18 protein-coding genes and 3 pseudogenes are annotated in these 26367 nt (G+C 63.1%); 17 read left to right on the plus strand and 4 right to left on the minus strand.

What is annotated here, in order from left to right; translation table 11 throughout:
• The first annotated feature begins 92 nt into the window (after nt 1-92).
• The 6 genes from CXY79_RS06945 (at nt 93) to CXY79_RS06970 (ending at nt 9266) form a co-directional block, all read left to right on the plus strand.
• On the plus strand, nt 93-413 hold the full coding sequence (locus CXY79_RS06945) for a nucleotide pyrophosphohydrolase (RefSeq protein ID WP_104100412.1): 321 nt from the start codon (nt 93-95) through the stop codon (nt 411-413).
• The gene (locus CXY79_RS06950) at nt 400-2178 is read left to right on the plus strand and encodes a DUF2075 domain-containing protein (RefSeq protein WP_104100413.1); all 1779 of its coding nucleotides are present in this window, start codon (nt 400-402) and stop codon (nt 2176-2178) included. The genes CXY79_RS06945 and CXY79_RS06950 overlap by 14 nt, the downstream gene beginning before the upstream one ends.
• Before the next feature lie 171 nt (nt 2179-2349).
• Entirely contained in the window at nt 2350-3681 is a 1332-nt protein-coding gene (locus CXY79_RS06955; protein WP_233191337.1) for a DUF1524 domain-containing protein, read from the plus strand.
• A gap of 53 nt (nt 3682-3734) precedes the next feature.
• Nucleotides 3735-4019, plus strand: a complete 285-nt coding sequence (locus CXY79_RS06960) for a hypothetical protein (protein WP_146068105.1) — start codon at nt 3735-3737, stop codon at nt 4017-4019.
• 556 nt (nt 4020-4575) lie between these two features.
• Nucleotides 4576-5118 carry a hypothetical protein gene (locus CXY79_RS06965; protein WP_146068106.1) on the plus strand — a complete coding sequence of 181 codons (543 nt, stop codon included), beginning with the start codon at nt 4576-4578 and terminating at the stop codon, nt 5116-5118.
• A 704-nt stretch (nt 5119-5822) separates the two neighbouring features.
• A complete protein-coding gene (locus tag CXY79_RS06970) occupies nt 5823-9266 on the plus strand; it encodes a DUF3376 domain-containing protein (protein ID WP_369827952.1) in 3444 nt (1147 codons plus the stop codon).
• Nucleotides 9267-9729: 463 nt separating this feature from the next.
• Here CXY79_RS06970 and CXY79_RS06975 read toward each other — a convergent pair.
• From CXY79_RS06975 to CXY79_RS06985, 3 genes and pseudogenes are all read right to left on the minus strand, one after another.
• A pseudogene (locus tag CXY79_RS06975) lies at nt 9730-10113 on the minus strand (ATP-binding cassette domain-containing protein); the annotation flags it as partial.
• A gap of 249 nt (nt 10114-10362) precedes the next feature.
• The gene (locus CXY79_RS06980) at nt 10363-12087 is read right to left on the minus strand and encodes a formate--tetrahydrofolate ligase (protein WP_199186737.1); all 1725 of its coding nucleotides are present in this window, start codon (nt 12085-12087) and stop codon (nt 10363-10365) included.
• Nucleotides 12088-12324: 237 nt separating this feature from the next.
• On the minus strand, nt 12325-14226 hold the full coding sequence (locus CXY79_RS06985) for an ABC transporter ATP-binding protein (RefSeq protein ID WP_104100417.1): 1902 nt from the start codon (nt 14224-14226) through the stop codon (nt 12325-12327).
• A 330-nt stretch (nt 14227-14556) separates the two neighbouring features.
• Here CXY79_RS06985 and CXY79_RS06990 point away from each other — a divergent pair, with 330 nt between their 5' ends.
• The 8 genes and pseudogenes from CXY79_RS06990 to CXY79_RS07025 all read left to right on the plus strand — a co-directional run bounded on the left by CXY79_RS06990 (nt 14557) and on the right by CXY79_RS07025 (nt 24039).
• Nucleotides 14557-15201, plus strand: coding sequence for a helix-turn-helix domain-containing protein (locus CXY79_RS06990; RefSeq protein ID WP_146068107.1), 645 nt, complete (start codon nt 14557-14559; stop codon nt 15199-15201).
• Nucleotides 15198-15926: a hypothetical protein gene (locus tag CXY79_RS06995; protein WP_104100419.1), complete on the plus strand. Its 729-nt coding sequence runs from the start codon at nt 15198-15200 to the stop codon at nt 15924-15926. Before CXY79_RS06990 ends, CXY79_RS06995 begins: the two co-directional genes overlap by 4 nt.
• An 81-nt stretch (nt 15927-16007) precedes the next feature.
• Nucleotides 16008-16151 (plus strand): annotated as a pseudogene (locus tag CXY79_RS16730) (FAD-dependent oxidoreductase); the annotation flags it as partial.
• Nucleotides 16152-16279: 128 nt separating this feature from the next.
• Entirely contained in the window at nt 16280-17530 is a 1251-nt protein-coding gene (locus tag CXY79_RS07005; protein WP_233191339.1) for an ROK family transcriptional regulator, read from the plus strand.
• Between the two features lie 164 nt (nt 17531-17694).
• Nucleotides 17695-19065 (plus strand): extracellular solute-binding protein, encoded by a 1371-nt coding sequence (locus CXY79_RS07010; protein WP_104100420.1) that lies wholly within the window; start codon nt 17695-17697, stop codon nt 19063-19065.
• A 54-nt stretch (nt 19066-19119) separates the two neighbouring features.
• Nucleotides 19120-20070, plus strand: coding sequence for a carbohydrate ABC transporter permease (locus CXY79_RS07015; protein ID WP_369827953.1), 951 nt, complete (start codon nt 19120-19122; stop codon nt 20068-20070).
• Nucleotides 20071-20073: 3 nt separating this feature from the next.
• Nucleotides 20074-20958, plus strand: coding sequence for a carbohydrate ABC transporter permease (locus CXY79_RS07020; protein WP_104100421.1), 885 nt, complete (start codon nt 20074-20076; stop codon nt 20956-20958).
• Between the two features lie 54 nt (nt 20959-21012).
• Nucleotides 21013-24039, plus strand: a complete 3027-nt coding sequence (locus CXY79_RS07025; protein WP_104100422.1) for a glycoside hydrolase family 38 C-terminal domain-containing protein — start codon at nt 21013-21015, stop codon at nt 24037-24039.
• A gap of 272 nt (nt 24040-24311) precedes the next feature.
• On the opposite strand, the gene CXY79_RS07030 is transcribed toward CXY79_RS07025, so the two are convergent.
• Nucleotides 24312-25046 (minus strand): hypothetical protein, encoded by a 735-nt coding sequence (locus CXY79_RS07030; RefSeq protein ID WP_104100423.1) that lies wholly within the window; start codon nt 25044-25046, stop codon nt 24312-24314.
• 202 nt (nt 25047-25248) lie between these two features.
• Here CXY79_RS07030 and CXY79_RS16895 point away from each other — a divergent pair.
• The 3 genes and pseudogenes from CXY79_RS16895 to CXY79_RS07045 form a co-directional block, all read left to right on the plus strand.
• Nucleotides 25249-25395 (plus strand): annotated as a pseudogene (locus CXY79_RS16895) (helix-turn-helix domain-containing protein); the annotation flags it as partial.
• 132 nt (nt 25396-25527) lie between these two features.
• Nucleotides 25528-25824, plus strand: coding sequence for a hypothetical protein (locus CXY79_RS15930; RefSeq protein WP_158250240.1), 297 nt, complete (start codon nt 25528-25530; stop codon nt 25822-25824).
• On the plus strand, nt 25797-26159 hold the full coding sequence (locus CXY79_RS07045; RefSeq protein WP_146068109.1) for a hypothetical protein: 363 nt from the start codon (nt 25797-25799) through the stop codon (nt 26157-26159). The genes CXY79_RS15930 and CXY79_RS07045 overlap by 28 nt, the downstream gene beginning before the upstream one ends.
• Nucleotides 26160-26367: the final 208 nt, after the last annotated feature.

The following is a 26367-nucleotide window of genomic DNA, read 5'->3' on the forward strand; positions in this document are numbered from 1 at the left end:
GCTCCGTCGGATCCACGGCATAAGTCCTGTGGGTCGGTACGGTCAGCGGGCTGCCGGAAACCGATGGGTGGTGACGCTGCTAGGTTTGCGACATGGACGAAATTTCAGTCCGCGACGAAATCGCGGCCTTCGTCGCCGAGCGTGATTGGGCGCAATTCCACAGCCCAGAGAACCTGGCGAAGAGCATCGCCATCGAAGCCGGCGAACTACTCGAGTGCTATCAGTGGAACGCAGATGCTGACACAGATCGGGTGAGCGACGAACTGGCCGACGTGCTCACCTACTGCATCCTGCTGGCCGATCGCCTCGGTGTCGATCCGAATCAGATCGTGCTCGACAAGCTGGCCAAGACCCGTGAGAAGTATCCGGTCAACAAATCGCGGGGGCGCAGCGACAAGTATGACGTCCTTTGAGATCGAGCGGCTCGACTTCACGAAGGAAGCGGTGCGGGCCTGGGCGCCGCGCGACCACCGCAACACCAATTGGCCGGTCGTCTACGTATTAGACGATGCCAAGGTCGGCAGCACACCCGCGGTCAGGGGCGGGCTCAACGATGTCTACGTGGGGGAGTCGCGCAACGCGGCCGGGCGCATGCGCCAGCACTTCGAGTCGACCGAGAAACAGCATCTGAGCACGGTCCGCGTCATCGTCGACGCGACATTCAACAAATCGGTGTGCCTCGATCTGGAGTCCTACCTGATTCGGATGCTCGCCGGCGACGGCTTCTACCGCGTGCTGAACCGCAACGACGGAATCACCGAGGCGGACTACTACGATCGCGGCCGGTACCGCGAGACCTTCCGCGCGGTATTCGACGAACTCAGACGGGACGGGGTCTTCACCCGCAGCATTCCCGAGATCGAGAACAGCGACCTCTTCAAGCTGTCACCGTTCAAGGCGCTCTCTCAGGACCAGGCCATCGCCGTCGACGGCATCCTCGAGGGGCTCTTCCAAGATCTCCAGGCCGGCACCGACAGCACGATCGTCGTGCAGGGTGACCCGGGAACCGGTAAGACCGTGGTCGCCATCTACCTGCTCAAGCTGCTCGTCGACATTGCGGCCTCGACTCCCGGTGAAGACATGGACAGCGACTCCCTGTTCTCCGAGTTCTTCGTGCCGGGGTATCGGGAACTGCTCGCGGGCATCCGGATCGGTCTGGTGGTGCCGCAGCAGTCCCTGCGTGAGTCGATCAAGAAGGTGTTCCGCAAGACGCCCGGGCTTCGGCCGGAGATGGTCATGACCGCGTTTGAGGTGGGCTTCTCCGATCAGCACTTTGACCTGCTCATCGTCGACGAATCGCACCGGCTGAACCAACGGGCCAATCAGCCTTCGGGCGTTCAGAACAAGAACTTCAGTGTGATCACCCAGAAGCTCTTCGGGAGTGACGACAAGACGAAGACCCAGCTCGACTGGATCACAGCGAAGAGCAAGCATCAGATCTTCCTGCTGGACGCGGCGCAGAGCGTGCGCCCGGCCGATGTGCCTCCCGAGCTGTTGACCGGTCTCGTGCGCCAGGCGAAACTCTCGAGGCGTCACCATCCGTTGATGTCGCAGATGCGGGTTCAGGCCGGTTCGGATTACGTCGCCTACGTCAGGCGCATTCTCGATACGACGACGACCAGCACAACACCGCCGGTCGCTGCGGAGGTGTTCGAGGGGTACGACTTTCGCATGTTCGACAGCATCGCTGGGATGCGGGCGGAGATCCATCGCAAGGATGCCGCGGTCGGGCTCTCGCGCCTGCTCGCCGGGTACGCGTGGGCATGGAAGACCAAGACCGACAAGACCCTTTACGACATTGAGATCGACGGTTGTCAGCTGCGGTGGAACAGCACGCAGACCGACTGGATCGCGTCGCCGAAGTCGGTGGACGAAGTCGGCTCGATCCACACCGTGCAGGGATACGACCTCAACTACGCGGGTGTGATCATCGGCCCGGACCTTCGCTTCGATCCCGTCGCAGGGAAGCTGGTCATCGATCGAGGGTCGTACTTCGACAAGAAGGGCAAGGAGAACAATCCGGTCCTGGGCAAGACGTACACCGACGACGACCTCCTGCGGTTCATCACGAACATCTACGCGGTACTGCTCACCCGTGGCATCCGGGGGACCTACGTGTATGTCTGCGACCCCGCGCTTCGCGCCTATCTGCGGGGATTCATCCCGATCGCTGTGTAGCTGCTCCCGATTCCTCGCGGTCGACATGAGTCGGTACGGGAAACGTCGCTGGGTCGCTCTGGTCCCCCGTTCTGGGGTGTTCGCCCGGTCTCCGACCATTCCCTGCCTCCAGTAGATTTCAAACAGTCGTGTCTGCACTCGGGGTAGAGGGCAGTGAAAATGGGGGATCAGATGATGAAATTCGGCAGGCAAAAACCGGAGCCAGCGAAGCCACTGATCGACACGTCGTCGACAGCCGAAAAGAAGGCGTCCAAGCCGACTCTCAGCACCTGGGTCCTCGGTGGCCTGGTCGCTTTCTTCGCTCTGATGTACGCCATCCTCGGCGGATTCCCCGCAATTCTCGTCATTCTGGGAATGGCGGCTCTGGTGACGGGTGTGTACGCGATCTCTGGTCGCCGGCCGTGGGCATCCGTATCAGCCCGCAAGACAACTGCGATCGCGGTGGCGGCCAGCCTTGTCTTCTTCATCTCCGGTGGGGTCGCTGCCGCGGCGCCAGGTGCAGCGGAAACTGCCTTGGCCGGGCAGCCCACCGCCAGTGCGACGCCGAGCGCAACTCCCATCCCAAGCCCAAGCCCAACGCCAACACCCGGACCGGAATTCTCCGAAGAAGCGCCGGTCGACCCCACAACAGTCACCGCGGCGACTGAGGGCGCGTCGGTCGTAGTTGTCGATACAAGCTCCACCGACACCACGGCACTAACGCTCCTCGCAACCATCCCCGTCAAGGGAAAGGCCGCGAAGACCGGCTACGAGCGCACTGGCATGTTCGGCTCCGCCTGGATCGACGTGGACCGAAACGGATGCGACACCCGAAACGACATCCTCTCTCGGGACTTGAACCCCACCACCAAGTCAGGCACCTGCCGGGTGATGACCGGTTACCTCGTTTCGCCCTACACCGCCACGCCAATCGCCTTCGTTCGCGGGCAGGACACCTCAGCTCTCGTGCAGATCGACCACGTCGTGGCTCTGTCGAATGCGTGGCAGACGGGCGCTCAGCAGCTCACTCAGGCTCAGCGTGTTTCTCTGGCCAACGATCCCCTCAATCTGCTCGCCGTCGATGGCCGCTCCAACGCCCAGAAGGGCGACGGCGACACCGCAACCTGGTTGCCCTCGAACAAGGCAATCCGCTGCAGCTATGTTGCCCGTCAGGTGTCCGTCAAGGCAACATATGGTCTGTGGGTGACTCAGGCTGAGCACGACGCGATGACCCGCGTCCTCGGCTCTTGCACTGGTGAAAAGGCACTGACCTCCTCGTTCACGCCTGCGCCAGCTCCGGTTGTTGTCGCCCCTCCTGCGCCGGCTCCTGTCGTCGTGGCCCCTGAACCTGCTCCGGCACCGGCACCTGCCCCTGCCCCTGCCCCTGCGCCGGCACCAGTCGACGTCTACTACGAGAACTGCGATGCTGTGCGCGCTGCGGGAGCGGCCCCGATCTCCGAGGGATCGCCGGGTTTCCAGCCCAAGTTTGACCGCGACAAGGACGGCATCGGCTGCGACGCCTAATGGATTAAAGGCTGACCAGGTGAGTGTGTGCGGGCAGCCTGCAGGTGAGAGATGTGACGGCAGCGACCTATTCTCAGACGCTCCAGCCGCCGATGGTGAGCCGCTTCCTTGAACTCTTGGAGGCTGTGGATGATCTCCTCTTCGAGGCGATCGAGCCGGTCCGTCAGAAACTGATTGAAAAACTAGGCGGGTCGGATCGTGCCGCGATGGTTGCCAGGGGAGTCCGCCCGCGTGTGATCAACGCGTCGGATGCTGACTTCGATCCGCGAACCAAGCGATTGCCCTATCCCACTTCGAACAAGCTGCACTGGACGTCGACGCCGCTGAGCGGCGAATAGATTCGCGCCTCGCGCAGGGTCCGATCCGAGACAGTGGTCAGGCGCTGGCCTTCCTGGAGGAAAACAATGAGGGCTGTGGAGGAAATGGAGCTCCACCTTCACCGACGATCCTCTCCCTGCTGTCTTTCGCAAACGGCCCACAGAACATCGATCCGAAGGCACTTGCGGTATGTCGAGTTCCAGGACCGCCACTGGCTCGTTGGCGCGTTCAGGAACACCACTATTGCGCATTCCCATCACGGAACACCGCCAAAGAGCGCCAAAGTCATTCACCTCCTCGTCAATCATCGCCAGGTCACTCCAGACGACGTCAGAAGCTCACTCTCATCCTCCCGCCCGTTTGCGGCCGACAGTACTGCTTGCCGTCAACGGGCTGCCACGAGCGCGAGTTAGTCGCTGCGTATATTCCAAGTGATCGCTTGGCAATTCTCACGTTGGTCGAGGCCTTCAAACATTCATCGGCAGTGGGCTTGCGATGATTTGAGAGACCGTCAATACTGGCGACGTCGGCACCATCCCCGACCCACGTCGTCGGGCTCAGCAGGGGGAAGGTCGCATGCGCACACCATTCTCATTCGGAACAGTCACGATATTCGTGATTCTTGCGCTGGTGCTTTCGGGATGCGGTGGAGGCAGGATCATAACCACTGGCGCAGACGATGCTGCTCGCGCGGCGGCAAACCTTATTCGTGGGGGCGCGGACGACGGTGCGCGCGGGGCGGCCGTCGTCTTGCTCAATACCAGCATCGATGACGCGGCAGCCTTTCGGGGCGCGGCGGCCGCGGCAGTTGATGACGCCATTCAGGCTCCACGCTGGACTCAGTTCAAGTCGCAGTTCGCTGCGAAGGTGCGGGTGACGCGCGAAAGCCGGTTGTGCGACCCAGTGATCGATCTGGTCTTCGCAGAAGATCACGAGGAAGTGATCGCTGCGCTGAGGGCGCTCGCTGGAGAGGCTGGTGCCCGAGATGATGGGCAGGAGCTCTATGAAGACACGGTCGCCTTGATCGAAATCTGGGAGGATTTCGACCCAACTGAACCGGACAAAACATATCTCGCAGTTGGTACTGCGCTATTTCAGGACCTTTATTGCGCTGGCTGAGGCAGCTAGGCCACCGGAACACCGACCACTCGGAGTTGAGGTCAAAATCGACTACGCAAACTTTCGGTCCTTCGTGCTCGATCGAATGCGGAATTCGCAGGTCGACTTCACTGCTTGATAACAGGAGCCTCTGCATGCAGAATGACGGCCGCCCGTGTTCTAACAGCGGGGCAACACTGCGTGCTGGAGCAACGAACCTATGGCAACGGTGGCATCCGCTTGGGGGTAAAAAGTGATGACAAGATCGTCACCCGACGGAACGAGTAGATGGAGAAGTCCCTCAAAGCGAGTCGAAACACGTGAAGGCAGTACGCGAGATTTGGTTTAGCCGGAGCAAAGCTTGGGAACGTTGAGAGGGGATGCTTGTGGAACAGCGAAGCGAACATGTCGAGGGAGCGTTCCTTTTGACTCTCGGGCGCACACGGAAGCTAGAAGATGCGCTTCCTGACGCGGCTGACGTCGTACTGCTCGACGCGGCAGCGTTGGCCGCGACCTACCCCGTGGGAAGTAATGAGCCCGCGACCGGACCATTCGGACGAACCCTCCGCATCGCATTAGCAATGAAGGGGGGAGTCAGCCTGGCTGTGTGGATCGGCGGGGCCGTGGCCGAGCTAGATGTCCTTCGCCGGATTCGCCTGATCGGAGAGCCGGCGAATCCGCGCGCCGTCCTCCTCGCTACTTGGGCAAGAGGTCAGGAAAAGCAAGTGGCCATCGCGCAGCTGCAGTTAATTGAACGTGCGACCGTGTACGCGGAGCTGCTGGCTTCAAGAGGCTATGACGAAGTTGAGTTCGACGTGCTCGCAGGCGCCAGCGCAGGTGGCCTGAACGCGGTGATGTATGGGGTCGCGCAGCGCGTCGGCGTTACAACGGACAAAATCTTAGAGGTATGGCAGGAAAGCGGGGACATCTGGAACCTGTTTCGTGGCCGCGGCGTAAAGAGCATCGACTCCGTCCTGCGAGGCGACGAGTATTTCTGGGGCGCAATGCAAGGAGCTTTGAGGGATCTATACGACGCGCCGCACCACAGCGCATTGGTCGCTCCAGTGTCCGTCGACCTGTCTGCCACAGTGATCGATGGCGAAGAGAGCAGTGAGCGCGGAACTAGGGAAGGTAAAGCCCACTTCCATTTTTCAGGAGGAACAGATACGTGCATGCCGGGGCGTCTCATCCCTGACCACGAGACGAATCGCAAAGATGCGAATGCCGCCCTGGAACGACTGGCGTACGCGGCACGCACCACGTCGTCCTTCCCAGGAGCTTTCGAGCCCGCAAAGATCTATTCAGGCGTAGCCGCCGCGGAACTCGGGTCGGTCGATATGCGAGAGGCATTCCATGCCCACCGTAAGACGAGAGTTACCCAGCCGGATGGTACGCACCTGGATCCGTTCAGAGTCGTTGACGGTGGCGTCACCGATAACGTGCCAATCGACCGGGCACTTCGTGCGATCCGCCATCGCCCAGCTGACCGCTACGTCAATAGGGCGTTGGTGTACTTAGACCCGAGCCCCAAGCTGGAATTCGACGGGCTGATCCGCCCGACGGCATACGCCGGGCGTCCGCCGAGTCTGCAGGAAAACGGTAGCGAAATCAACGTGCCCGATCCGCGGTCATCATTTCTGGCTGTCATCTTCACTGCTCTCGGCCACATGCTTGGTCGCGAGTCGAAAGATGACGAGGTCGAAGGCGTCGAGCGCTTCCGCAGAACCCTTTTCTTAGAACAAGGCAAGGACGAGCTGTTCGCCCCGATTACTGAGGAACCTATCAGCCGCACCGGTGGCGGTAATCCCGTCCATGTCTCGCGCGCCTATGCCCGCTTCCGCTCTGTTGCGGATCTTGATCTTCTTACTGAGGTGCTCGTCCAACCTTCCCTCTGGCAATTGACGTCAAAGTCACCGCGCGCCGAGCACCGAGGCTGGAGCCGCGAGGACCTGGGTGGTCTGGAACCCATTTTCTTGGACCACATCGGCCGAAATCTCGATGCTGGCCAACTCGAGGGCGTCTGCACCGGTTTTCAAGCGGCCGTTGACGCCTGCAGGTGCATGATTTCCTGGATTCGAGCAATAGAAGATGGGGCCTTCTGGTCTGGGGGTGGTATCGCGAACCTGGACGGCACGGTCTGGGCCGCCTCTGGAGCGGCACGGGTTCGGCGCGCCTTGCGCGCCAAACTTCACGACCAGCTTGGAGCGGCGCTGATTGATCGTGACGAGGCGATCATGCAAGTTCTCAAAGGGGCCGACTCATGCGCGCCACCCTTAGGCGATCAAATCTTGCCACGGTTTCTCGCGGAGAAAGTCGTTGAAGCGTGGCTGAAGTATGGAAATGCGATACCGAGCGACGCCTCCAGATGGGACACGCTAGATTCCCTGCTTGAGGATCTCCGCGCTGTCTCACTGGCACTTGACGATCACGAAGGCAATTCGCCGACAGCGGTGGAGGAGCGTGGAGACAGGTTGCGCACCACTGACTGGGCGCAATCGCCATGGTCAGGCATCGGGCGGACCCCCAGCTCGTTCAAGGCTCGCGATCTCGCGCCGCTCGTTGCAGCACGGGGGATGCCGATGGCGATGCCAGCAATGCGGTACGAAGACATCACGGCTGCCGAAACTCGGCGGGACCCCGGGGCCTACCGCGCGTTGATGGAAGCTCAGATGATCAACGGCTATCGGAGCCTTCTCAAGCTGAGCCTAAAGGATGCGAAACAGCTCGCGCCAGAAGGTACCGGGACGGAAGAGGCCGCGCTGCCGGTTGGGGTTCAAACCGAGTCAGTGAGCGAAAGCGTTCGTCGGCTCATGCCGACAGACGAGATAAGCCCCCGTACGAAGCTAGCGGGGATGGGGTTAGCGAATTTCGCGGGCTTCCTGAGCGGTGATTGGCGAACCAATGATTGGTGGTGGGGACGTCTCGACGCAGCACAGGGTGCAATCAACGTACTCGAGTCACTCAATCCGGTCGAAGACAGCCCCTGCTCGGCACGCCCGTGCCCGAGACAAGACGCCGAAACGGCAGTTCTCGACGAGTGGCGCCTAACCGGGGGTGGCAACGTCCCTAAGGGACGGGAAGAATTTCAGTCCTCGATCGGCGCGAACATTGCCGGGCTCGCCTCGCTTGAGCCGAGTTACAGGGTTGCGGTTACCTCACGATTGATCCGCCTGGCGTCGCGAGCTATAGTCCGGGGATCATCGAAGTTCGCGCCACAACGGATCTCGCTATGGCTGCTACGTCCGCTCCTTGTATTTATGCCGGCGTTGCTGGATCCTCCGCGCATCGCTATTGTTTTTGCTCTGATCGTGATGCCCCTACTCGTTGCAGTCCCTGGAGGGCAGTCGAATGATCTCGGTGGCTGGATCGCCGCCCTCGCCCTCGCCATTTTCAGCGTGGCCACCGTCATCATCTCCTTCACTGAACGTCTCCGGCGGACTCACGCATTAGCTGCCGCCATCGATACGACACGTATGAAGTGTGTTCGGGATGCTATCCAGCGGGCGGGTTGGGTCGGCGCCGGATACGCGCTGGCAGCACTGATCACAGCCGCCGGTGCGCTGTGGATCCTCGCCACTACCGAGAAGCAACAGCCGCTTGTCTGGGTGATGCTTGGTGCCGCCTTGATTCTTTCGCTTTTCGCGAGGTCAAGATTTCTTGTACCGATGGTGCCTAGTGGTCACAGTCCGGTGCGATCGATAGTCGGCGTCCTGGTAGCTATCGCGATCGTCGCGGTCGCATGGCTCTTCAGCTGGATGAGCAACGGCAGTGAAGGGGAGATGGAATATTGGTTCCTCGCCCTTCTCGCATCGGCGACGGGCACGTCGGTGGCTCTCGCCCTCATGCTCGGGTGGCTTACTGGCCTCGAGAAACAGGCTTGCGGTAAACGGCAGAGTCGATTCCCGCGGCTCATCGGTCTCGGCGTGCTCACCTTCACAGCTGTGCTGTGCGGCATTGTCTCCGGCTCCCCGTTTATCGTCCCGCTCCTTAGCCAGCAAGATTGGGTGTCCCCCGCCATTCCGGCCCTTATCGCGTTCTGGGCGTGGGGTACGGCACTGTGGTGGATGCCAGCGTGGCTTCAACCTGAATACGCGCCCAGCGACACAACCGCCACTCGAAAACCACCGAGAGAGCGCCAGATAAATGTGGCAATCACCAGCGACCTGTAGACGCTGCCAGCAGTGAGGCAGCTCACAATTCCGCTTCGACCGGCTTTGGTCACGCCGTACCAGCGGGTGCCGGAGGCCGACATCGAAGCGGACGTTTCTACGGCGGCTGTTGAAACCCAAGAAAAGGGTGCGGGCCCCGGACTCGGTGAACTCGTGGCTGAGACTCTCATCCTCTCGCCCGAAGACGAGAAAAATGCCCTTCGAACAGCGCAATAGCTGAATCTTCCTTTGAAATGCGACATGGCGCGACCGGTGACTGCGGCCGCCGCCTCTAACGCTGCCGCAACCGCGGCTGTCCCTATCCCCATTTCGGATGCAGCCGCACTTGCGCCGATCCAGGTGGTGATGAGGGGACGTATCCCCGCCAGCCACGATCTTGAGTTGAAGGCGATGCGCTCGGGGACCGCAGAAACGTGACAAGACGACTTTCAGACGCTCGGGGCAGGGGCACCGAGCTCAGCGACTAGGTCCGGCTCAGCGCTTCCTCATCGGCCGCAGCATTCTTCTGCACGGCGAACTGGGTCCGGTGCAATTCCTCGTACCGCCCACCCACAGCCAGCAGTTCCTCGTGCGTACCGCGCTCCACGATCGAGCCGTCCTCAACCACGAGGATCAGGTCTGCGCTGCGGATGGTGGAGAGGCGGTGTGCGATCACCATCGCCGTCCGTCCCTTGAGCGCCTCGCTGAGCGCCGCCTGCACGGCGGCCTCAGACGTAGAGTCCAGCGCCGCCGTCGCCTCGTCGAGAATGACGACGCGCGGCTGGGCGAGCAGGAGCCTCGCGATGGTCATCCGCTGGCGCTCACCCCCGGACAGCCGGTAGCCACGCTCTCCGACCATGGTGTCCAGCTGGCGGTCCTGTAACCACGAGGGAGGAAACGGTCCGGTCGAAACAAAAAGAAATCGCTCTTGAGCGATACTCAGGAGAGATTTCTGGTTGCTGATGTTGTTGGGTGTGTTCGCGGGAACGATTCTCGAGGTGCCGCGCGATTTGGCCGGTTCCGCACGGTTTCGGGCGCGTCACATTGGGGGAGGGCGCATGAGCAGCTACGCCGGGGACGATCGAGGTATCACCGGCAGCCCGGCCGGGTCCGCCGATCAGGACAACCCGACGATCTCGCCGTTGTCGTCGATGTCGATGCGTTCGGCTGCCGGTGCGGACGAGAGACCAGGCATGGTGCGCATGTCGCCGCAGATGGGATAGATGAACCCGGCCCCGATCGACGCACGCACCTCACGCACCGGCAGTCGCCACCCGGTGGGTGCTCCCTTGATGCGGGGGTCGGCCGACAGGGACAGGTGTGTCTTGGCGATGCACACGGGCAGGCTGCCGAAGCCTGCCCGCTCGTACTTGTCGAGTTGCCGAGCTGCCAGAGGCGAGAGGTCTAAGCCGTCGGCGCCGTACATCTCGCGCGCGATCACATCGATCTTATCGACCAAGGGAAGTTCGTCGGGATAGAGCCGGTGGAAGCCCGACGGTTCAGCGCAGGCCTCCGCAACCGCCTCGGCCAGCTCGACCGCACCCCTGCCGCCTTCGGTGAAGTGGTAGCTGATCGCCGCGCGCACACCTTCCTCTGCCGCGACGTCCATGATCGCTTGATGCTCACTGTCGTAGTCGGTGGGAAATGCGTTCACCGCAATGACCGGCGTCACTCTGTGCCGTCGGATGTTGGCGATCTGCCGGCGCAGGTTCGCTGCCCCGGCGATGACATCGTCGGGATTCTCGGCGAGCATCTCCGGTGGCAGCGGTCGGCCGGCGACGACCCGGTACTTGTTTGAGTGAGTTTTCAGGTCACGCACGGTCGCGACGATGACGGCGGCATCCGGTGCCAGCCCGGAGGCACGGCACTTGATATTGAAGAACTTTTCCGCGCCGATGTCTGCACCGAACCCCGCCTCGGTGATGAGGTAGTCGCCGGCATGAATGCCGATCAGATCGGCGACGACCGAGGAGTTACCGGTGGCGATGTTCCCGAACGGACCGCTGTGGACGAGCACTGGCGCCTGCTCCACGGTCTGCATCAGGTTCGGCTTGATGGCGTCCTTGAGTATCGCGGTCATGGCGCCGGCCGCCTTGAGCATCTCGGCGGTCACCGGTTCGCCGCCGCGGTTGTAGCCGACGACGATTCTTCCCATCCGTTCACGGAGATCCCGCAACGACGTGCACAGCGACAACAACGCCATCACCTCGCTGGCTGCGGAGATGTCGAAACCGGATTGGAACGGATTGCCGTCGTCAGGACCGCCGAGCCCGGTGATGATGGTGCGCAGCTCGCGATCGTTGACGTCGAGGACACGTCGCCAGGTGATCTCATGGGGGTCGAACCCGAGACGGTTTCCCTTGTGGATGTGGTTGCCGATCATCGCCGACAATAGATTGTGGGCCGCGGTAACGGCGTGCGTGTCGCCGGTCAGGTGCAGGTTCAGTGCCTCCATCGGGACCACCTGAGCGTAGCCGCCACCAGCGGCTCCGCCCTTGATGCCGAACGTCGGCCCCATCGACGGCTGCCGTATCGCGACGATCCCGAGCTTGTCGATGTGCCGGAAGCCCTGACCGAGCCCGACCGCGGTGGTCGTCTTGCCCGACCCGAGTGGAGTCGGCGTGATTGCGGTGACGACGACATACTTGGCCCGTGGACGGTCACGGAGCTCATCGATCGCATCGAGGGAGATCTTCGACGCTGCACTTCCGTGCGGTTCCAGCAGGTGTGGACCGATGCCCATGTCGGCTGCAACCTCTTCAAGCGGGCGACGGGCCGCAGCGCGCGAGATAGCGAGATCCGACGGCATGGCCGTGGTGATTGATCGAGATGGCTTGAACATGGTGCCTCCTCAGCGCCTCAGCGCCTCTGGGGCCTGGTGACCCAAGCGTACTGTCAGGCCACGGGCTCGTGCCGGCGTGGCGTGGAGCAGTTCGAATGGGGCGTGCGGTACTGCCCCGGGTCCAGTTGACTCGTTGGAGCTCGTCAGAGTCAATCAAGTCGTCATCAGTCCCCATTAAACGAAACGTGATGAGACGACTTTCCGAGGCGCTCGGGGCAGGGGTACCGAGCCCAGCGACTAGGTCCGGCTCAGTGCTTCCTCATCGGCCGCATCATTCTTCTGCACGGCGAATTGGGTCCGGTGCAATTCCTCGTAACGCCCACCCACAGCCAGCAGTTCCTCGTGCGTACCGCGCTCCACGATCGAGCCGTCCTCAACCACGAGGATCAGGTCTGCGCTGCGGATGGTGGAGAGGCGGTGTGCGATCACCATCGCCGTCCTTCCCTCGAGCGCCTCGCTGAGCGCCGCCTGCACGGCGGCCTCAGACGTCGAGTCCAGCGCCGCCGTCGCCTCGTCGAGGATGACGACGCGCGGCTGGGCGAGCAGGAGCCTCGCGATGGTCATCCGCTGGCGCTCGCCCCCGGACAGTCGGTAGCCGCGCTCACCGACCATGGTGTCCAGCTGGTCCGGCAGGGACCGGATGAGCGGCTCGAGCCGCGCACGGCGGACGGCGTCCCACACCTCGTCGTCGGACGCCTCCGGTCTCGCGAGGCGCAGATTGGAGAGGATGGTCTCGTGGAACAGGTGGCCGTCCTGCGTCACCATGCCCAGGGTGTGCCGCATGGAGACGAAAGTGACATCGCGGACATCCGTCCCCGCGAGGCGCACGGCGCCGCTGTCGACGTCATACAGGCGCGAGAGGAGCTGCGCAATTGTGGACTTGCCGGCACCGGACGTACCAACGAGGGCAACGGTCTGCCCCGGCTCGATCCTGAAGGACACGCCGTGCAGCACCTCCTCGCCGCCTCGGGTGTCCAGCGTGGCAACCTCCTCGAGAGAGGCGAGGGAGACTTTGTCCGCGGACGGGTAGGCGAAGCGGACGTTGTCGAACTCGACGGCCACTGGGCCTTCGGGGACGGCGACGGCGTCGGGCTTCTCCTTGATGAGCGGGTCGAGGTCCAGCACCTCGAAGACGCGCTCGAAGCTGACCACCGCGCTCATGATCTCCACCCGTGCGTTTGCGAGGCTGGTGAGCGGCGCGTAGAGGCGGGTGAGGAGGAGCGCCAGGGTGACCACGTCACCGGTATTCAGCTGGCCGGCGAGTGCGAGGAAGCCGCCGAGCCCATAGACGAGCGCGAGGGCGAGAGCGGAGACGAGCATCAGGGCGGTGAAGAAGACGAACTGCAGCATCGCGGTCCGGACACCGATGTCGCGGACGCGGGCGGCGCGGACGCGGAACTCCTCGGCCTCCTCGTCGGGCCGACCGAACAGCTTGACGAGGGTGGCGCCGGGCGCCGAGAAGCGCTCGGTCATCTGCGTGCTCATGGCGGAATTGTGATCGGCGGCCTCGCGGCGCAGCGCGGCGAGGCGGCTGCCCATGCGGCGGGCGGGTACCAGGAAGATGGGGAGCATGATCACGGCGAGAACCGTCACGAGCCAGGACGTGCTGAGCATGACGATCAGGGTGAGGATCAGCGCCACGAGGTTCGTAACCACGCCGGACAGCGTGCCGCTGAAGGCCTGCTGGGCGCCGATCACATCGTTGTTGAGGCGGCTCACGAGGGCGCCCGTCCGCGTGCGGGTGAAGAACGCGATCGGCATCTTCTGCACGTGGTTGAAGACGGAGGTGCGGAGGTCCAAAATCACGCCTTCGCCGATCCGCGCCGAGTACCAGCGCGTCACGAGTGACACGGCGGCGTCGGCCACGGCCACGAGGGCGATGACGACGGCGAGCCAAACGATCGTGGTGACCTCGCCCTGGGCGACGATGACGTCGACCACCTGGCCGGCGAGTACCGGCGTCGCGACCGCGAGGAAAGCTCCCACGATAGAGAGGGCGATGAAGATCAGCAGCTTGGACCGGTAGGGCACCGCGAACGTCATGATCCGCCGCACGGACTCACGGGAGAAGCCGCGCTTGCCGTCCCTGGCGGTCGAGATCTTGTGCAGCGAGCTCCAGGCCGCGCCTTCCATGCTCATTGAGGTTCCTTCCGTGGGCACCAAACCCAGTTTAGATGGCGAGTTGCCCGAGTTTTGCGACGCGGCTGCCGAGGTGATGCGCGATGCGCCGGTCAGCGTCATGGACCGCGTCGGGTCCGCGGTCATTCCACGACTGTGCGCCGGTTCCCCCCGTCATGACCCAGAAACCTCGTGTGACAGGACTGCACAGGGGCTTGGCGGACCAGGGCGCGACTGAGGTGGTCGCGCTGCGGGGCCGTCAGTTGGGCCGTCCCTCATCTGGACGAGCCTGACACATTCATTTGGTGCTGTCGCTTGTCACAAGGGTTTCAGCGGTTGTACCCTTGTGACGTGTTGAGTGTGAAAGAGTACGCCGCCCGCCAGGACATCTCTGTCGCGCGCGTGCACCAGCTGATCCGCGAGGGCAAGGTCGATGCCGAGAAGATCGGCTCAAGCTGGGGAATCGACGAGTCGGAGCTCCGTCGACAGCCTCCGCTCTCCCGCCCGCTGAGCCCGGCCAACTCATGGTCGCTCATCGCTCTGCTGTCGGGCGTCGAACCCGAGAACATGGAGGCGAAGGCTCGCTGGCTCCTGAACCGCAAGTGCGCTGCCCTGGCAGAAAGCAATGCGCCGGCCCTCCTCCTTGTCAGCTGGCTCCGGAATCGCGCACCGGTCCGTGCCTTGCACGCGAACGCCGATGATCTCGGTGACCTCCGCAGCGACAAGCGAATAGTCCTCTCCGGAATCAGTGACGACCGCGCGGGGCTTAGCAGCGAACATGAGGTTGAAGCGTATGTTGACCCCGAGATCGCCCAGCAGCTCATCAACGAGTACCTGTTGGTGAAGGCGAAGAATGCGAATGTCTGGCTCCACCTGGCTCGTGTCCAAGCTGACGCCGACGGGCGAGCGCCGCTGGGCCTTGTCCTCGCTGACCTCGCCGACCACGCCGGGCCACGCGAAAGTCAGCGGATCAAGGAACTGCTGAGCAACCGATGACCGTCATCGACATGCCGGTACTCGGTCAGAGGTCCTCGCTGGCTTGGCACGCCCTTTTCGACCTATCCGAGAACGTGCCGAATAACTGGTGCCTGGTTGGCGGCCAGATGGTGCACCTCTGGTGCGTCGAACGCGACACCACGCCGAATCGGCCGACCGACGACGCGGATGCTGTTTTGGATGTGCGCGCGCAGCCGACCATCCTCCATCAGGTCACCAAGGCCCTCGTTGACATCGGATTCGAGTCCGCCGGCGAAAGCCCAGAAGGCCATCAGCACCGGTGGACCCGCGGCGATGCCACCATCGACCTCCTCATCGCAGAGCACGTCGGTGAGAAGGCCGCAGCACGACGAGGAGTCACAGGCGGCACCACCCTGGAAGCCCGAGGATCCAACCAAGCAATCGACCGAGCCGAGCCGGTCACCGTCAACCATGACGGGCGCCAGGCCCAGATCTGGCGGCCGAACCTGCTCGGAGCACTCGTCCTCAAAGCTGCCGCATTCACCGCACCGCTTGACCAGGGCGTCAAGCGGCATCTCATAGATTTCGCCGTCCTCAGCACCCTGGTCACCCGTGGAGACCAGCTGGCCGTGCAGATGAGCAAGCGGGACCGCCAGCTGCTCGGTAACGCGATCGGGGCCATCCGCATAGATGGGACAATCATCCCCGTCATCGACGGGGCTGACCTCGGAATCGAACGGCTGACCATCGCGCTGAACGCGTAGCAGCGAGGCCGGTGGCCGGATGGCAGACTCAGACGCTTCGGCCATGGCGTTGTCGTAACTGTCGCCCGTGGAGCTGGCCTTGCTGGGTTGAGCGCTGCCCGGGACCTGATGAACGCCGGGTCGGATGTTGTTGTGTTGGAGGCTCGCGCGCGGCCCGGCGGGCGGGTCGAGCAAACCAGGACTGCCGCTGGCCGCGTCGTGCAACTCGGCGGCCAGTGGCGGCATCCAGATGGCCCCCTACGGCCAGCTACTAACATCGAGTTCATGCCGACCAATAGAGACTGCGCTCTGCTCAACAAGGCTGAGAAGCTTCTCGTCATCGAAGATCTGCGTCGACGCGTTAACGTCGTGACATGAGCGACCAGAAGGACGTGACGGCGCGTCGGGGTACGAACCTCCCGGCGATGGCCGATTTCAATCAGTCTGTTATTCTCGACGCCATCCGTCGATCCGCCACCGGCCTGAGTCGCGTCGAGCTCGTGACTTCTACCGGGCTTTCTCCCCAGACCATTTCAAACATCACCAGGCGCCTGCTTGACAGCGGGTTCATCGAGGAAGCCGGCAAGGCGGGCACGGGGCCCGGTAAACCCCGCACGATGTTGCGGCTCAATCCCGGCGGGCGCTACGCGCTCGGAGTTCACGTCGATCCGACGGTCGTGACCTTCGTAATGCTTGATCTCACCGGCAGCGTCGTGAGACGGTCGAGTTTTCCGACCCCAGCGGTGATGGACCCGACCCTCATCATCGAACGGATCGTCGAGGCGCTCGAGCAGCTAATCGACGACTCAGGAGTGCCGCGGGAACGGATCGGCGGGGTAGGCATTGCGGCCCCCGGGCCGATCGACAATGTGCTGGGTACGGTGGTCGACCCGCCGCACCTGGTCGGATGGCATCGGGTTCCGCTGCGGGACGCGCTCCAGTCGGGCGTCGGGCTTCCCTCGATCCTCGACAAGGACGTAACCGCGTCGGCGATCGCCGAGATGTGGGCCGGTGGGGAATCCGGATTGGGCAGCTTTGCCTTCTTCTACCTTGGCACCGGCATCGGGGTCGGTCTCGTAATGCACGACGAAGTAGTCCGGGGAAGCTCCGGAAACGCAGGAGAGGTCGGGCACATCGTCACCGATCCAGCAGGCCCGAAGTGCTTGTGTGGGTTGCGCGGGTGCATCGCTGTGACCTGTACGCCCCAGGCACTCGTCCAGGAAGCAGAGCGCTTGGGCGTCCTCGACGATGCTTGGGGCGCCAACGACACTCGCACTGTCGATTCGCGGTTCACGGAGCTGTGTGCGGCCGCTGAGGCGGGCAACGCGACCGCGATCGAGATCGTGGAGCGCTCAGCCGTACGGATGTCGAAAGCGGTGGCTATCATCGCGAACCTACTCGACGTCGATCGCGTGGTACTCGGCGGCCCGTTCTGGGCACGCCTTTCAGGATATTACCTCCGCAGGATCCCCGAGTTGCTCGAAGAGCTCCGCGCCACGCGAAGCATCCACCGAATCTCAGTGGCGGGATCAACGGTGGGGGAGGACGTAGGGGCGATTGGGGCAGCCTGCCTGGTGCTGGATCGCGCACTCGCTCCGAATCCCAGAGCGCTCCTTCTGTCCTGAGCGAGTGCGGAACTCGGCAAGACACGCCCGGTCAAACCTTGATGCTGGTTTATCTAATCGATGTACTATCAAATCGAGGCACGGCAGCGAGGCATCCTCTTCTCTCCAGTGCGTCGGCACCACATTCCGCATGACCATCTGTACTTGGAGCAAAGGGGAGCACCATGAAGAAAAGAGCAGCAATCGCCCTATCTGCATTCGCGATCGGCGGACTGGTAGCACTCACCGGATGCACGGCCGGATCGGCGCCATCCGAGGGCGAAGACAAGGTCCTCAAGGTCGCCTACATCAAGACCGACGCCTTCACCGCTCTCGACACGCTTTTCACAACCGCCAAGGCGGACTTCGAGGCCGCCAACGAGGGCGTGACCGTCGAATTGCAGCCCATCGCAGCAACAGATGACGACTACAAAACCAAACTCGCCCTCTCACAGCGCTCGGCCGAGACCGCACCGGACATCTTCTACGAAGACACCAATGCGTTGCGAGCGGACGCGGATGCCGGGTACCTCCTCAACCTGGATGAGTACGTCTCCGAGTGGGAGGACTGGGACCAGTTCACCGACGCCGCCAAGGTGGCAGGCGAGGGCGACGACGGAAGCATCTATGCCGTCTCCCTCGGTACCGATACTCGTGCGATCTGGTACAGCAAGCCCGTCTTCGAGGCGGCCGAAATCGCTCTCCCTTGGGAGCCGAAGAGCTGGGACGACGTCATGGAGGCCGCACGCCAGATCAAGGCGAGCAGTCCTGACGTCGTGCCGTTCAACTTCTACGCTGGAACAGGCACCGGCGAGGGCTCGAACATGCAGGGCTTCTACCAACTCCTCTATGGCACCGAACTCGGGGGAGATTCGCTCTACGACTCGGAAACCTCGAAGTGGGTCACTGGCTCGCAGGGGTTCATCGACTCCCTCACCTTCGTCGACGAGCTCTACTCCGAGGAACTCGCTCTGACTCCGGCACAGGCGCTCGATCCCAACATCTGGAAGAGCATCTTCGGGGAAATGTTCCCAAACGCGACTCTCGGCGCAACGATCGAGGGCTCCTACACGCCTTCGTTCTGGCAGACCGGTGGCTCTTACGAGTGGCCCGAGTACGTCGACGACATGGGCGCAACAGTGTTCCCGACCCAGAACGGCCAGAAGCCGGGCGGCGTTAGCATGTCAGGCGGCTGGACACTCGCAGTCGGAGCTAAAACTGCCGACCCGCAGCTTGCCTTCGACTTCATGGCGATGGCGCTGAGCAAGGACAATGCACTCGCATACGACAACGAGAACTCGCAGATTGCCGTTCGCAAGGATGTCGCCGCCGACGAGAGCTACATTGCCGCCAACCCCTTCGTCCAGACCGTCACCGACATCGTCGAGGTGACGAACTTCCGTCCGGCGACGGCTGACTACAACCAGATCTCAGCCGAGGTCCAGAAGGCCAACGAGGCAGTCATCACCGACAAGGCAACTCCCGAGGAAGCGGCCGCAGCCTACGACAAGGCAATCGAAGAGATCGTCGGTGCCGAGGGCGTCATCCAGAAGTAGCAGTACCGAGACACCCAGGTGCGCGCCCACAGATAAAACGGGAACAGGAACACAGTGACTGCAGAAGTGCTCGCACCGCAGGACACACACGTGCGGCGGCCGGAACCGAACTCGGGTTCCCGCCGCCGCCGGGTGCGCGGAATTGTCAAGGCCGTGCGGATGATCCCGCTCGTGCCGGCGATTCTCATCATGATCACGTTTCTCGCCGGACCGATCATCTGGTCGGTTTACGGGTCGTTCACGAATGCGTCGCTCACCGGTGTCAACGCGAGCAACCCCCAGTGGATCGGCTTCGACAACTACGTCAAGCTCGTCAACGATCCCGTTTTTCCCCTCTCGCTCTGGCTGACCGCGATCTTCACTTTCGGCTCCGCTGTGATCTCACAGAACATCCTTGGCCTTGGTCTCGCGCTTCTCATGCAGAAGGCCAATAAGAAGGTAACCGCTTCCGTCGGCACGATCATCGTCGCCGCGTGGATCCTGCCCGAGATCGTCGCCGCCTTCGTCTGCTACGCCTACTTCAGTGCTGACGGCACCCTCAACCAGATTTTGGCGAACTTCGGTATGACCGGCCCCAACTGGCTGTATAGCTTCCCCATGTTCGCGATCATCCTGGCGAACCTGTGGCGTGGCACGGCGTTCTCGATGATGGTCTACCAGGCCGCCCTCAACGACGTACCGCCGGAGATTACCGAGGCGGCAATGATCGACGGAGCCGGCGGCTCCAAGCGCCTCTTTCTCGTGACCATTCCCATGATCAAGAACACGATCGTGACGAACACCATGCTCATCAGCTTGCTCACATTGTCGGTCTTCACCCTCATCTACGTGATGACCGCGGGAGGGCCCGGCAACGACAGCACAACGTTGCCGATCCTCGCTTACAAAGAGGCATTCCGATTCAGCAACATCGGCTATGGCACAGCCATCGCCACCGTCATGCTCATCATCGGCGCGATCTTCTCCGTCGTCTACATTCGGGCACTGCGTCCGCAGAAGGATTAGCCGATGTCAGTCATCGCCGCACCGCCCGAGGCCCGGAAGTCCGATCGGCCCGTCTCGGTAGCCTCCCCCAAGAAGAGCGTGATCGGGTTCCTCGCCAATGCCGTTCTCGTCCTGATCGGCGCCTGTTTTCTTCTTCCCCTGTGCTGGCTCATCTTCGCGTCCGTCGACAACAAGGCCACCTACCAGACCAAGTTTCCTGAAGAGTTCTCGCTGGACAACTTCGCGGCTGTTCTCACTCCCGAACTCACGTTCCTTCCGCTGTGGAATAGCCTGATCATTTCCGTCGGTACGGCAGGTATCACGATCGTCGCCGCGCTGCTCGCGGCCTATCCGCTGTCCCGCTACCAGGCGAGATTCAACAAGCCGTTCATGTACGGGGTGCTGTTTGCGACCGGGCTGCCGATCACGGCAATCATGGTGCCGGTCTACAGCCTTTTCGTCCAGTTCAATCTGCTGGACTCGATCCCGGGCACGATCCTTTTCATGGCCGCTTCGTCTCTGCCGATCGCGATCTTCATGACCAAGAACTTCATGGATTCGGTGCCGATCACCCTCGAGGAAGCAGCTTGGATCGACGGCGCATCGGCGATGGGAGCCCTGCGCCTGATCGTGGTTCCCTTGATGAGACCGGGCATCGCCGTGGTCGGTATCTTCGTCTTCTTTCAGGCCTGGGGCAACTTCTTCGTGCCGTTCATCCTGCTCCTCTCGCCGAGCAAGCAGCCCGCCGCGATCAGCATCTACAGCTTCTTCGGCCAGTACGGCGCGATCGCCTACGGACCACTCGCAGCGTTTTCGCTGGTCTATGCGGTGCCCGCCATCGTTCTGTACGTTCTCGTGTCCCGCGGCATCGGCGGCTCGTTCGCCCTCGCGGGCGCAGTCAAGGGATAACTCACCATCACGCCTCGCCGCGCGGCGAGGACCATCGCGGGCTAAGGAGCCACCATGCATGACAATCGAGTCCTCCTCGAAGCGCGAATCGAGCGCGTCATCCGGGAACGGATCAAGCCCGCCGTCTATCGCCGAACCGCCCCGCTGACAATCGCTTCCTGGACCGTCGATGACGAGCCGGTGCCTTTCGACGCGGCCATCGGGCAGAGCTACGAGCCTTTCGCCGTCGGCGGTGCGTGGGGCAAGCCCTGGGGTACCGTCTGGTTCCATCTCACTGGAGGTGTGCCCGCCGAGTGGGCCGAGGATGGCACCCGGGCTGAGCTCGTCGTCGACCTCGGGTTCTCCGCCACGCTCCCGGGCTTCCAGGCCGAGGGCACCGCCTACACGGCGGACGGCGTGATCATCAAAGCGATCGAACCCCTCAACAGCTACATCCCGGCGGGAAACGCTGGGGAGCCCGTCGACATCTACCTCGAGGCGGCCGCCAATCCGAATATCGCCGGTATTTTCACCTTTGGCGTTACCGAGCTCGGCGACAAGGCCACAGCGGGCGACTCGACCAGTTACGTTCTGCGTCGGCTCGAACTCGGACAACTTGACGTCGCCGTATGGGAGCTCCTGCAGGACACCTGGACCCTTATCGGCTTGATGAATGAGCTTCCGCACAGTCTTCCGCGACGGGCCGACATCCTGCACGCGCTCGGACGGATGGCCGATGCTCTCGATCCCGACAACGTTGCGGGCACGGCGGCGGCCGCCCGTGCGACGCTCGTCGGCGTGCTCGCCAGTCCCGCCTACGCGAGTGCCCACCGCCTTGCCGCCGTCGGTCACGCCCACATCGACTCCGCCTGGCTGTGGCCGGTGCGCGAGACCGTGCGCAAAGTCGCGCGAACCTTCTCGAACGTTCTGGCGCTCATGGACGAGGACCCGGACTTCACCTTCGCTGCCTCCTCGGCGCAGCAGTACGCGTGGCTGCAGGTTTACTATCCGGAACTGTTCGAGCGGGTGAAGAAGCAGGTGGCGGCGGGCCGATTCATTCCGGTCGGCGGGATGTGGGTCGAGTCCGACACGAATATGCCCGGCGGTGAAGCGCTCGCACGGCAATTCGTCGCCGGCAAGAAGTTCTTCATGGAGGAGCTCGGCGTCGAGCCGCTCGAGGTGTGGCTTCCGGATTCGTTCGGTTACACCGCATCTCTGCCGCAGATTGTGGCAGCGGCGGGATCTCGCTGGCTCCTCACGCAGAAGATGTCGTGGAACGAGACCAATCGGATGCCGCATCACACCTTCTGGTGGGAGGGCATCGACGGCACGAGAATCTTCACTCATTTCCCCCCAGTCGACACCTATAGCGCGGAAATCTCCGGTAAGGAGCTCGCCAAGGCGGAGCGGCAGTACGCCGAAAAGGGGGTCGGCACTACTTCGCTCCTGCCATTCGGGTGGGGCGACGGCGGTGGAGGCCCAACCCGCGAGATGCTGGCCGCTGCGGCCCGTACGCGTGACCTCGAGGGATCGCCACGCGTCACCATGACGACGCCGGAGCAGTTCTTCCAGAGCGCGCACCGCGAGTACATCGAGGCGCCGGTCTGGTCGGGGGAGATGTACCTCGAATTCCATCGCGGCACCTACACCTCCCAGGCCAAGACGAAGCGCGGCAATCGTCGCAGCGAACACCTGCTCCGAGAAGCAGAGCTTTGGGCCACTGCTGCGACAGCCCTTCGAGGTACGGAGTATCCGTACGACGCCCTCGACGACGTCTGGAAGACTGTGCTCCTACAGCAGTTCCACGACATCCTTCCCGGCACCTCGATCGCCTGGGTGCACCAGGAGGCTGAGCGCAACTACGCGGCCGTCGCGAAGACTCTGGGTGAACAGATCACCCGATCCCTCGAGGTCCTGGCAGGCAGCGGCAGTCATCCGCTCACATTCAACGCCGGACCGAACTCACGCGACGGCGTCCCGGGCCTCTCCGCCGCGACCGCGGCGAGGGCGGGTGCGGCCAAGGTCACCGAAAGCGGGGCCGGTTTGGTGATTACCAATGACCGGGTGCGTGTCGTCATCGACGATCGGGGACTCATCGTGTCGATGCGCGACCTCGTCGCCGACCGAGAAGTCATCCCCGCCGGCGAGACTGCCAACCTGCTGCAGCTGTTCCGGGACACCCCGATCCAGTGGGACGCCTGGGACATCGACGAGACGTACAAGAACGTCGGGCGCGACTTGACCGAGGCTTCCAGCGTCGCTGTCACGGACGACGGATTCGGGGTGCGGGTCAACCGATCCTTTGGTTCCTCATCCGTGGTCCAGACCCTTCGACTCAACGGCGCGACCGGTGCCCTCGACATCCACACAGCGATCGACTGGCACGAGTCTCAGAAACTCCTGAAGCTCGCCTTCCCCCTCGCGATTCATGCCGACCGCGCAGCATCCGAAATGCAGTTCGGACATGTCTACCGGCCGACCCACGCGAACACCTCCTGGGACTCCGCCCGGTTCGAGACTGTTGCCCACCGCTGGGTTCACGTGGGCGAGCCGGGCTACGGTGTCGCCGTCGCCAACGACGCAAGCTACGGGCACGACATCCGCCGCGCCGCATTGCCTGGTGGCGGCACGAGCACCGTCGTACGCGTCTCCCTCCTGCGCGCGCCCCTCTTCCCCGACCCGGCCTCGGATCAGGGCCAGCAGGAGTTCGTCGTCTCGCTGCGCGTCGGTGCCGAGATCGCGGATGCCGTCGACGAGGGTTATCGAGTTAATCTGCCCTTGCGCGAGGTAAGGGGAGCCGGCCCGGTGGCACCCCTGGTCGTCGTGACCAATCCGGCGATCGTCGTCGAGGCTGTAAAGCTCGCGGAGGACCGTTCCGGCGACGTGATCGTGCGGCTCTACGAGTCACTGGGCGCGCGTGCGCGCGGTGATCTGGCTCCGGGATTCGGCTGGTCGGACGTCACGGAGACCGACCTGCTCGAGCGGGAGACTGAGCCAAGCGCCGTGATCGGGCGCCCAGACCGAACCATCTCGCTTTCGCTCCGCCCGTTCCAGCTCGTCACACTGCGCCTTCACCGCACCACGACAGAGAATCTCGAATGATGACACCTCGGCTGACGAGACTGTCGGCGGTCCGGGAGTCGGCACCACACTAATCCTTTATCCAGCGGTCAGATTGAGGCTTAGCGCGGTGCCGTTCACGACCACACCCACCCAAGGCGTCGCCGCAGCCGCCGGCGGGCCACTGTGGCCGGCGACTGAAGGCCGGACTGGTCCATTCCGATGGGCATCGCGCAGAAGAGTCCCGCTAAGCGAAGTAACAGTGCTGATTGGTTCTCAGAGAACGTCAACGCGCTGACCCGTCCGCAACTCTGTCAATCATGCCCTCCGCCTCCACATCTGAATGACGTTGTCCGCGGCCTCTGCCTCGACCACAGCCCGTTCCCGTGCCCGTTCCGCAGCCTGACGTGCTCGGACTTTCCCTGCCACGTCGAGCAGGTCCACATCTGCTCACCGGTCATTGAGACGCCGCGGGCGCCGGTGCGCCGGGTCCGGCCGCGGATCAGCGCGTAGTGGGTGCGGAACACGGACGCCCCGATCGCAGCCTGGGCATCGTGGAAGAACACCACGTTGGATACCGGTGCACTGCCGTCGTCGAGTGAGAGGAAGACGACGCGTTTGCCGCTTCGCATTGGGGGTGTGTGGGTGGCGCGGCGTACTGCGGCGACGAGGGCTTCGGTGCCGCCAGGCAGGTTGACGAGTTCTGAGGCGGGGGTGACTCCGAGTTCTTTGAAGAGGGGGTAGAACCGGGTCATCTGGTGCTGGCTGACGGCGAGGCCGAGGTCACGGAGTTCCACGTCCGTTTGGGTGCGGCCGCGGAGGTCGAGGGCAGTGACCGACCGGTAGAAGTCAGGCAGCGGCAGGTCGATGTCGAAGGCGAGCTGGTCGGGGCAGAAGGGGAGGGCGCGGCTACCGAGGCCCTGGATGTGGGCAAGGAGGTCGCCGCGGCGGGCCCGGTCGTAACCGACAAGGCTGGGGTTCGCTTCGCCTTGCTCAATATTCACCAGTTGGCGGCGGCTGACGCCGGCTGCCGCATCGAAGTCATCCACCGTCCACTCACGTGCCAGGCGCCCCGGCGGATTCGCGAGCCGATCGTCGAGGCGAGGGCAAGTGTGTCCACAGTCAATCCAGGCCGATGGCGTCCCTGCAGGCCGATCCTGCCGGTGCAGGCCAGACCCTCAGGCACGGGTTGCATCGAGTGCGCGCAGAATATGATGCACAAGTCATATTGGTAATAAGGAGGAGGCGATTGTGGCAGCTTCATCTACTCTCGTCCGCGCCGCTCGCCGGAGCAAACGCCTCACTCAGGCGAGACTCGCAGAGCTAACCGGCATTGACCAGGCCAGCGTCTCCCATCATGAGCGTGGACGGGATGCTGCCTACAGCACGGTCGATCGGCTGCTCGCCGGCGCCGGACACCGCCTGTATGCCGCTCCCACGCGTCGTGATGACGCTGCCAGCTCCGCAGAGGCGATCAGAGAGCATCTTCGAGCGAAGGATACAGACCGCGCGCTCCGGGCTTTGCTTCAGTTGAACGATAATCTCATCGCCGAACACGGACTCGTTCGAGGAATCCTTGGGCTGACGGAGCCGGAACCCACCGGCGATCATATGTGGGATGCCGCCATCGCGGCTCTCGTGGCATGGCGACTCAATCAAGAGAACATCCCGCTGCCTGGATGGGTCAACAACCCCGATCGCGCACTGACCGAACCTGTCGTGTTTCGGGTCGACCCGGCCGACCCCGCGCCCGAACGTGATGACGTGCCGAACGAGTTCGCCGAACGCGGCGTTCTTGCATGGGCAGATACCTTCGCGAGCGTCTGATGTCCGGCACCGCGCTGGACCGCAACGCGATCCTCATCGGCCTCCGTGATCTCGTCGCCGAGCTTCGTAATTCGGGTGAGGTGGCCGGCATCCGGCTCGTGGGCGGTGCGGCACTCGCCCTGTGCTACTTCGATCGGGGGACCACGCAGGACCTGGATGTCCTTCACGTCCGCCCCGGCTCGGACGATTCCGTCGCTGCCGCCGAACGAGTCGCACTGAAGCATGGGTGGGACGCGAAGTGGCTGAACTTCGAGGTCACGAAGGCCGACGCCGTCCCGACCCTCGGCCGCGTCGTCGAGTGGGAGACAATTGACGATGAGGACGGCATCGTTTGACTAAAGCTCCCGTTGACATCGGATTCGAGTCCGCCGGTGAAAGCCCAGAAGGCCATCAGCACCGGTGGACCCGCGGCGATGCCACCATCGACGTCCTCATCGCAGAGCACGTCGGTGAGAAGGCCGCAGCACGACGAGGAGTCACAGGAGGCACCCCCCTGGAAGCCCGAGGATCCAACCAAGCAATCGACCGGGCTGAGCTGGTCAC

The organism is Cryobacterium sp. M96, from assembly GCF_002929845.1.
Taxonomy (GTDB): Bacteria; Actinomycetota; Actinomycetes; order Actinomycetales; family Microbacteriaceae; genus Cryobacterium; species Cryobacterium sandaracinum.

What these genes read in the sequence shown, in the direction of transcription:
- CXY79_RS06945 (WP_104100412.1), top strand. Translation starts at nt 93, where the DNA reads ATGGACGAAATTTCAGTCCGCGACGAAATCGCGGCCTTCGTCGCCGAG.
- CXY79_RS06950 (WP_104100413.1), top strand. Translation starts at nt 400, where the DNA reads ATGACGTCCTTTGAGATCGAGCGGCTCGACTTCACGAAGGAAGCGGTG.
- CXY79_RS06955 (WP_233191337.1), top strand. Translation starts at nt 2,350, where the DNA reads ATGATGAAATTCGGCAGGCAAAAACCGGAGCCAGCGAAGCCACTGATC.
- CXY79_RS06965 (WP_146068106.1), top strand. Translation starts at nt 4,576, where the DNA reads ATGCGCACACCATTCTCATTCGGAACAGTCACGATATTCGTGATTCTT.
- CXY79_RS06980 (WP_199186737.1), bottom strand. Translation starts at nt 12,087, where the DNA reads ATGTTCAAGCCATCTCGATCAATCACCACGGCCATGCCGTCGGATCTC.
- CXY79_RS06985 (WP_104100417.1), bottom strand. Translation starts at nt 14,226, where the DNA reads ATGAGCATGGAAGGCGCGGCCTGGAGCTCGCTGCACAAGATCTCGACC.
- CXY79_RS06995 (WP_104100419.1), top strand. Translation starts at nt 15,198, where the DNA reads ATGACCGTCATCGACATGCCGGTACTCGGTCAGAGGTCCTCGCTGGCT.
- CXY79_RS07005 (WP_233191339.1), top strand. Translation starts at nt 16,280, where the DNA reads ATGAGCGACCAGAAGGACGTGACGGCGCGTCGGGGTACGAACCTCCCG.
- CXY79_RS07010 (WP_104100420.1), top strand. Translation starts at nt 17,695, where the DNA reads ATGAAGAAAAGAGCAGCAATCGCCCTATCTGCATTCGCGATCGGCGGA.
- CXY79_RS07020 (WP_104100421.1), top strand. Translation starts at nt 20,074, where the DNA reads ATGTCAGTCATCGCCGCACCGCCCGAGGCCCGGAAGTCCGATCGGCCC.
- CXY79_RS07025 (WP_104100422.1), top strand. Translation starts at nt 21,013, where the DNA reads ATGCATGACAATCGAGTCCTCCTCGAAGCGCGAATCGAGCGCGTCATC.
- CXY79_RS07045 (WP_146068109.1), top strand. Translation starts at nt 25,797, where the DNA reads ATGGGCAGATACCTTCGCGAGCGTCTGATGTCCGGCACCGCGCTGGAC.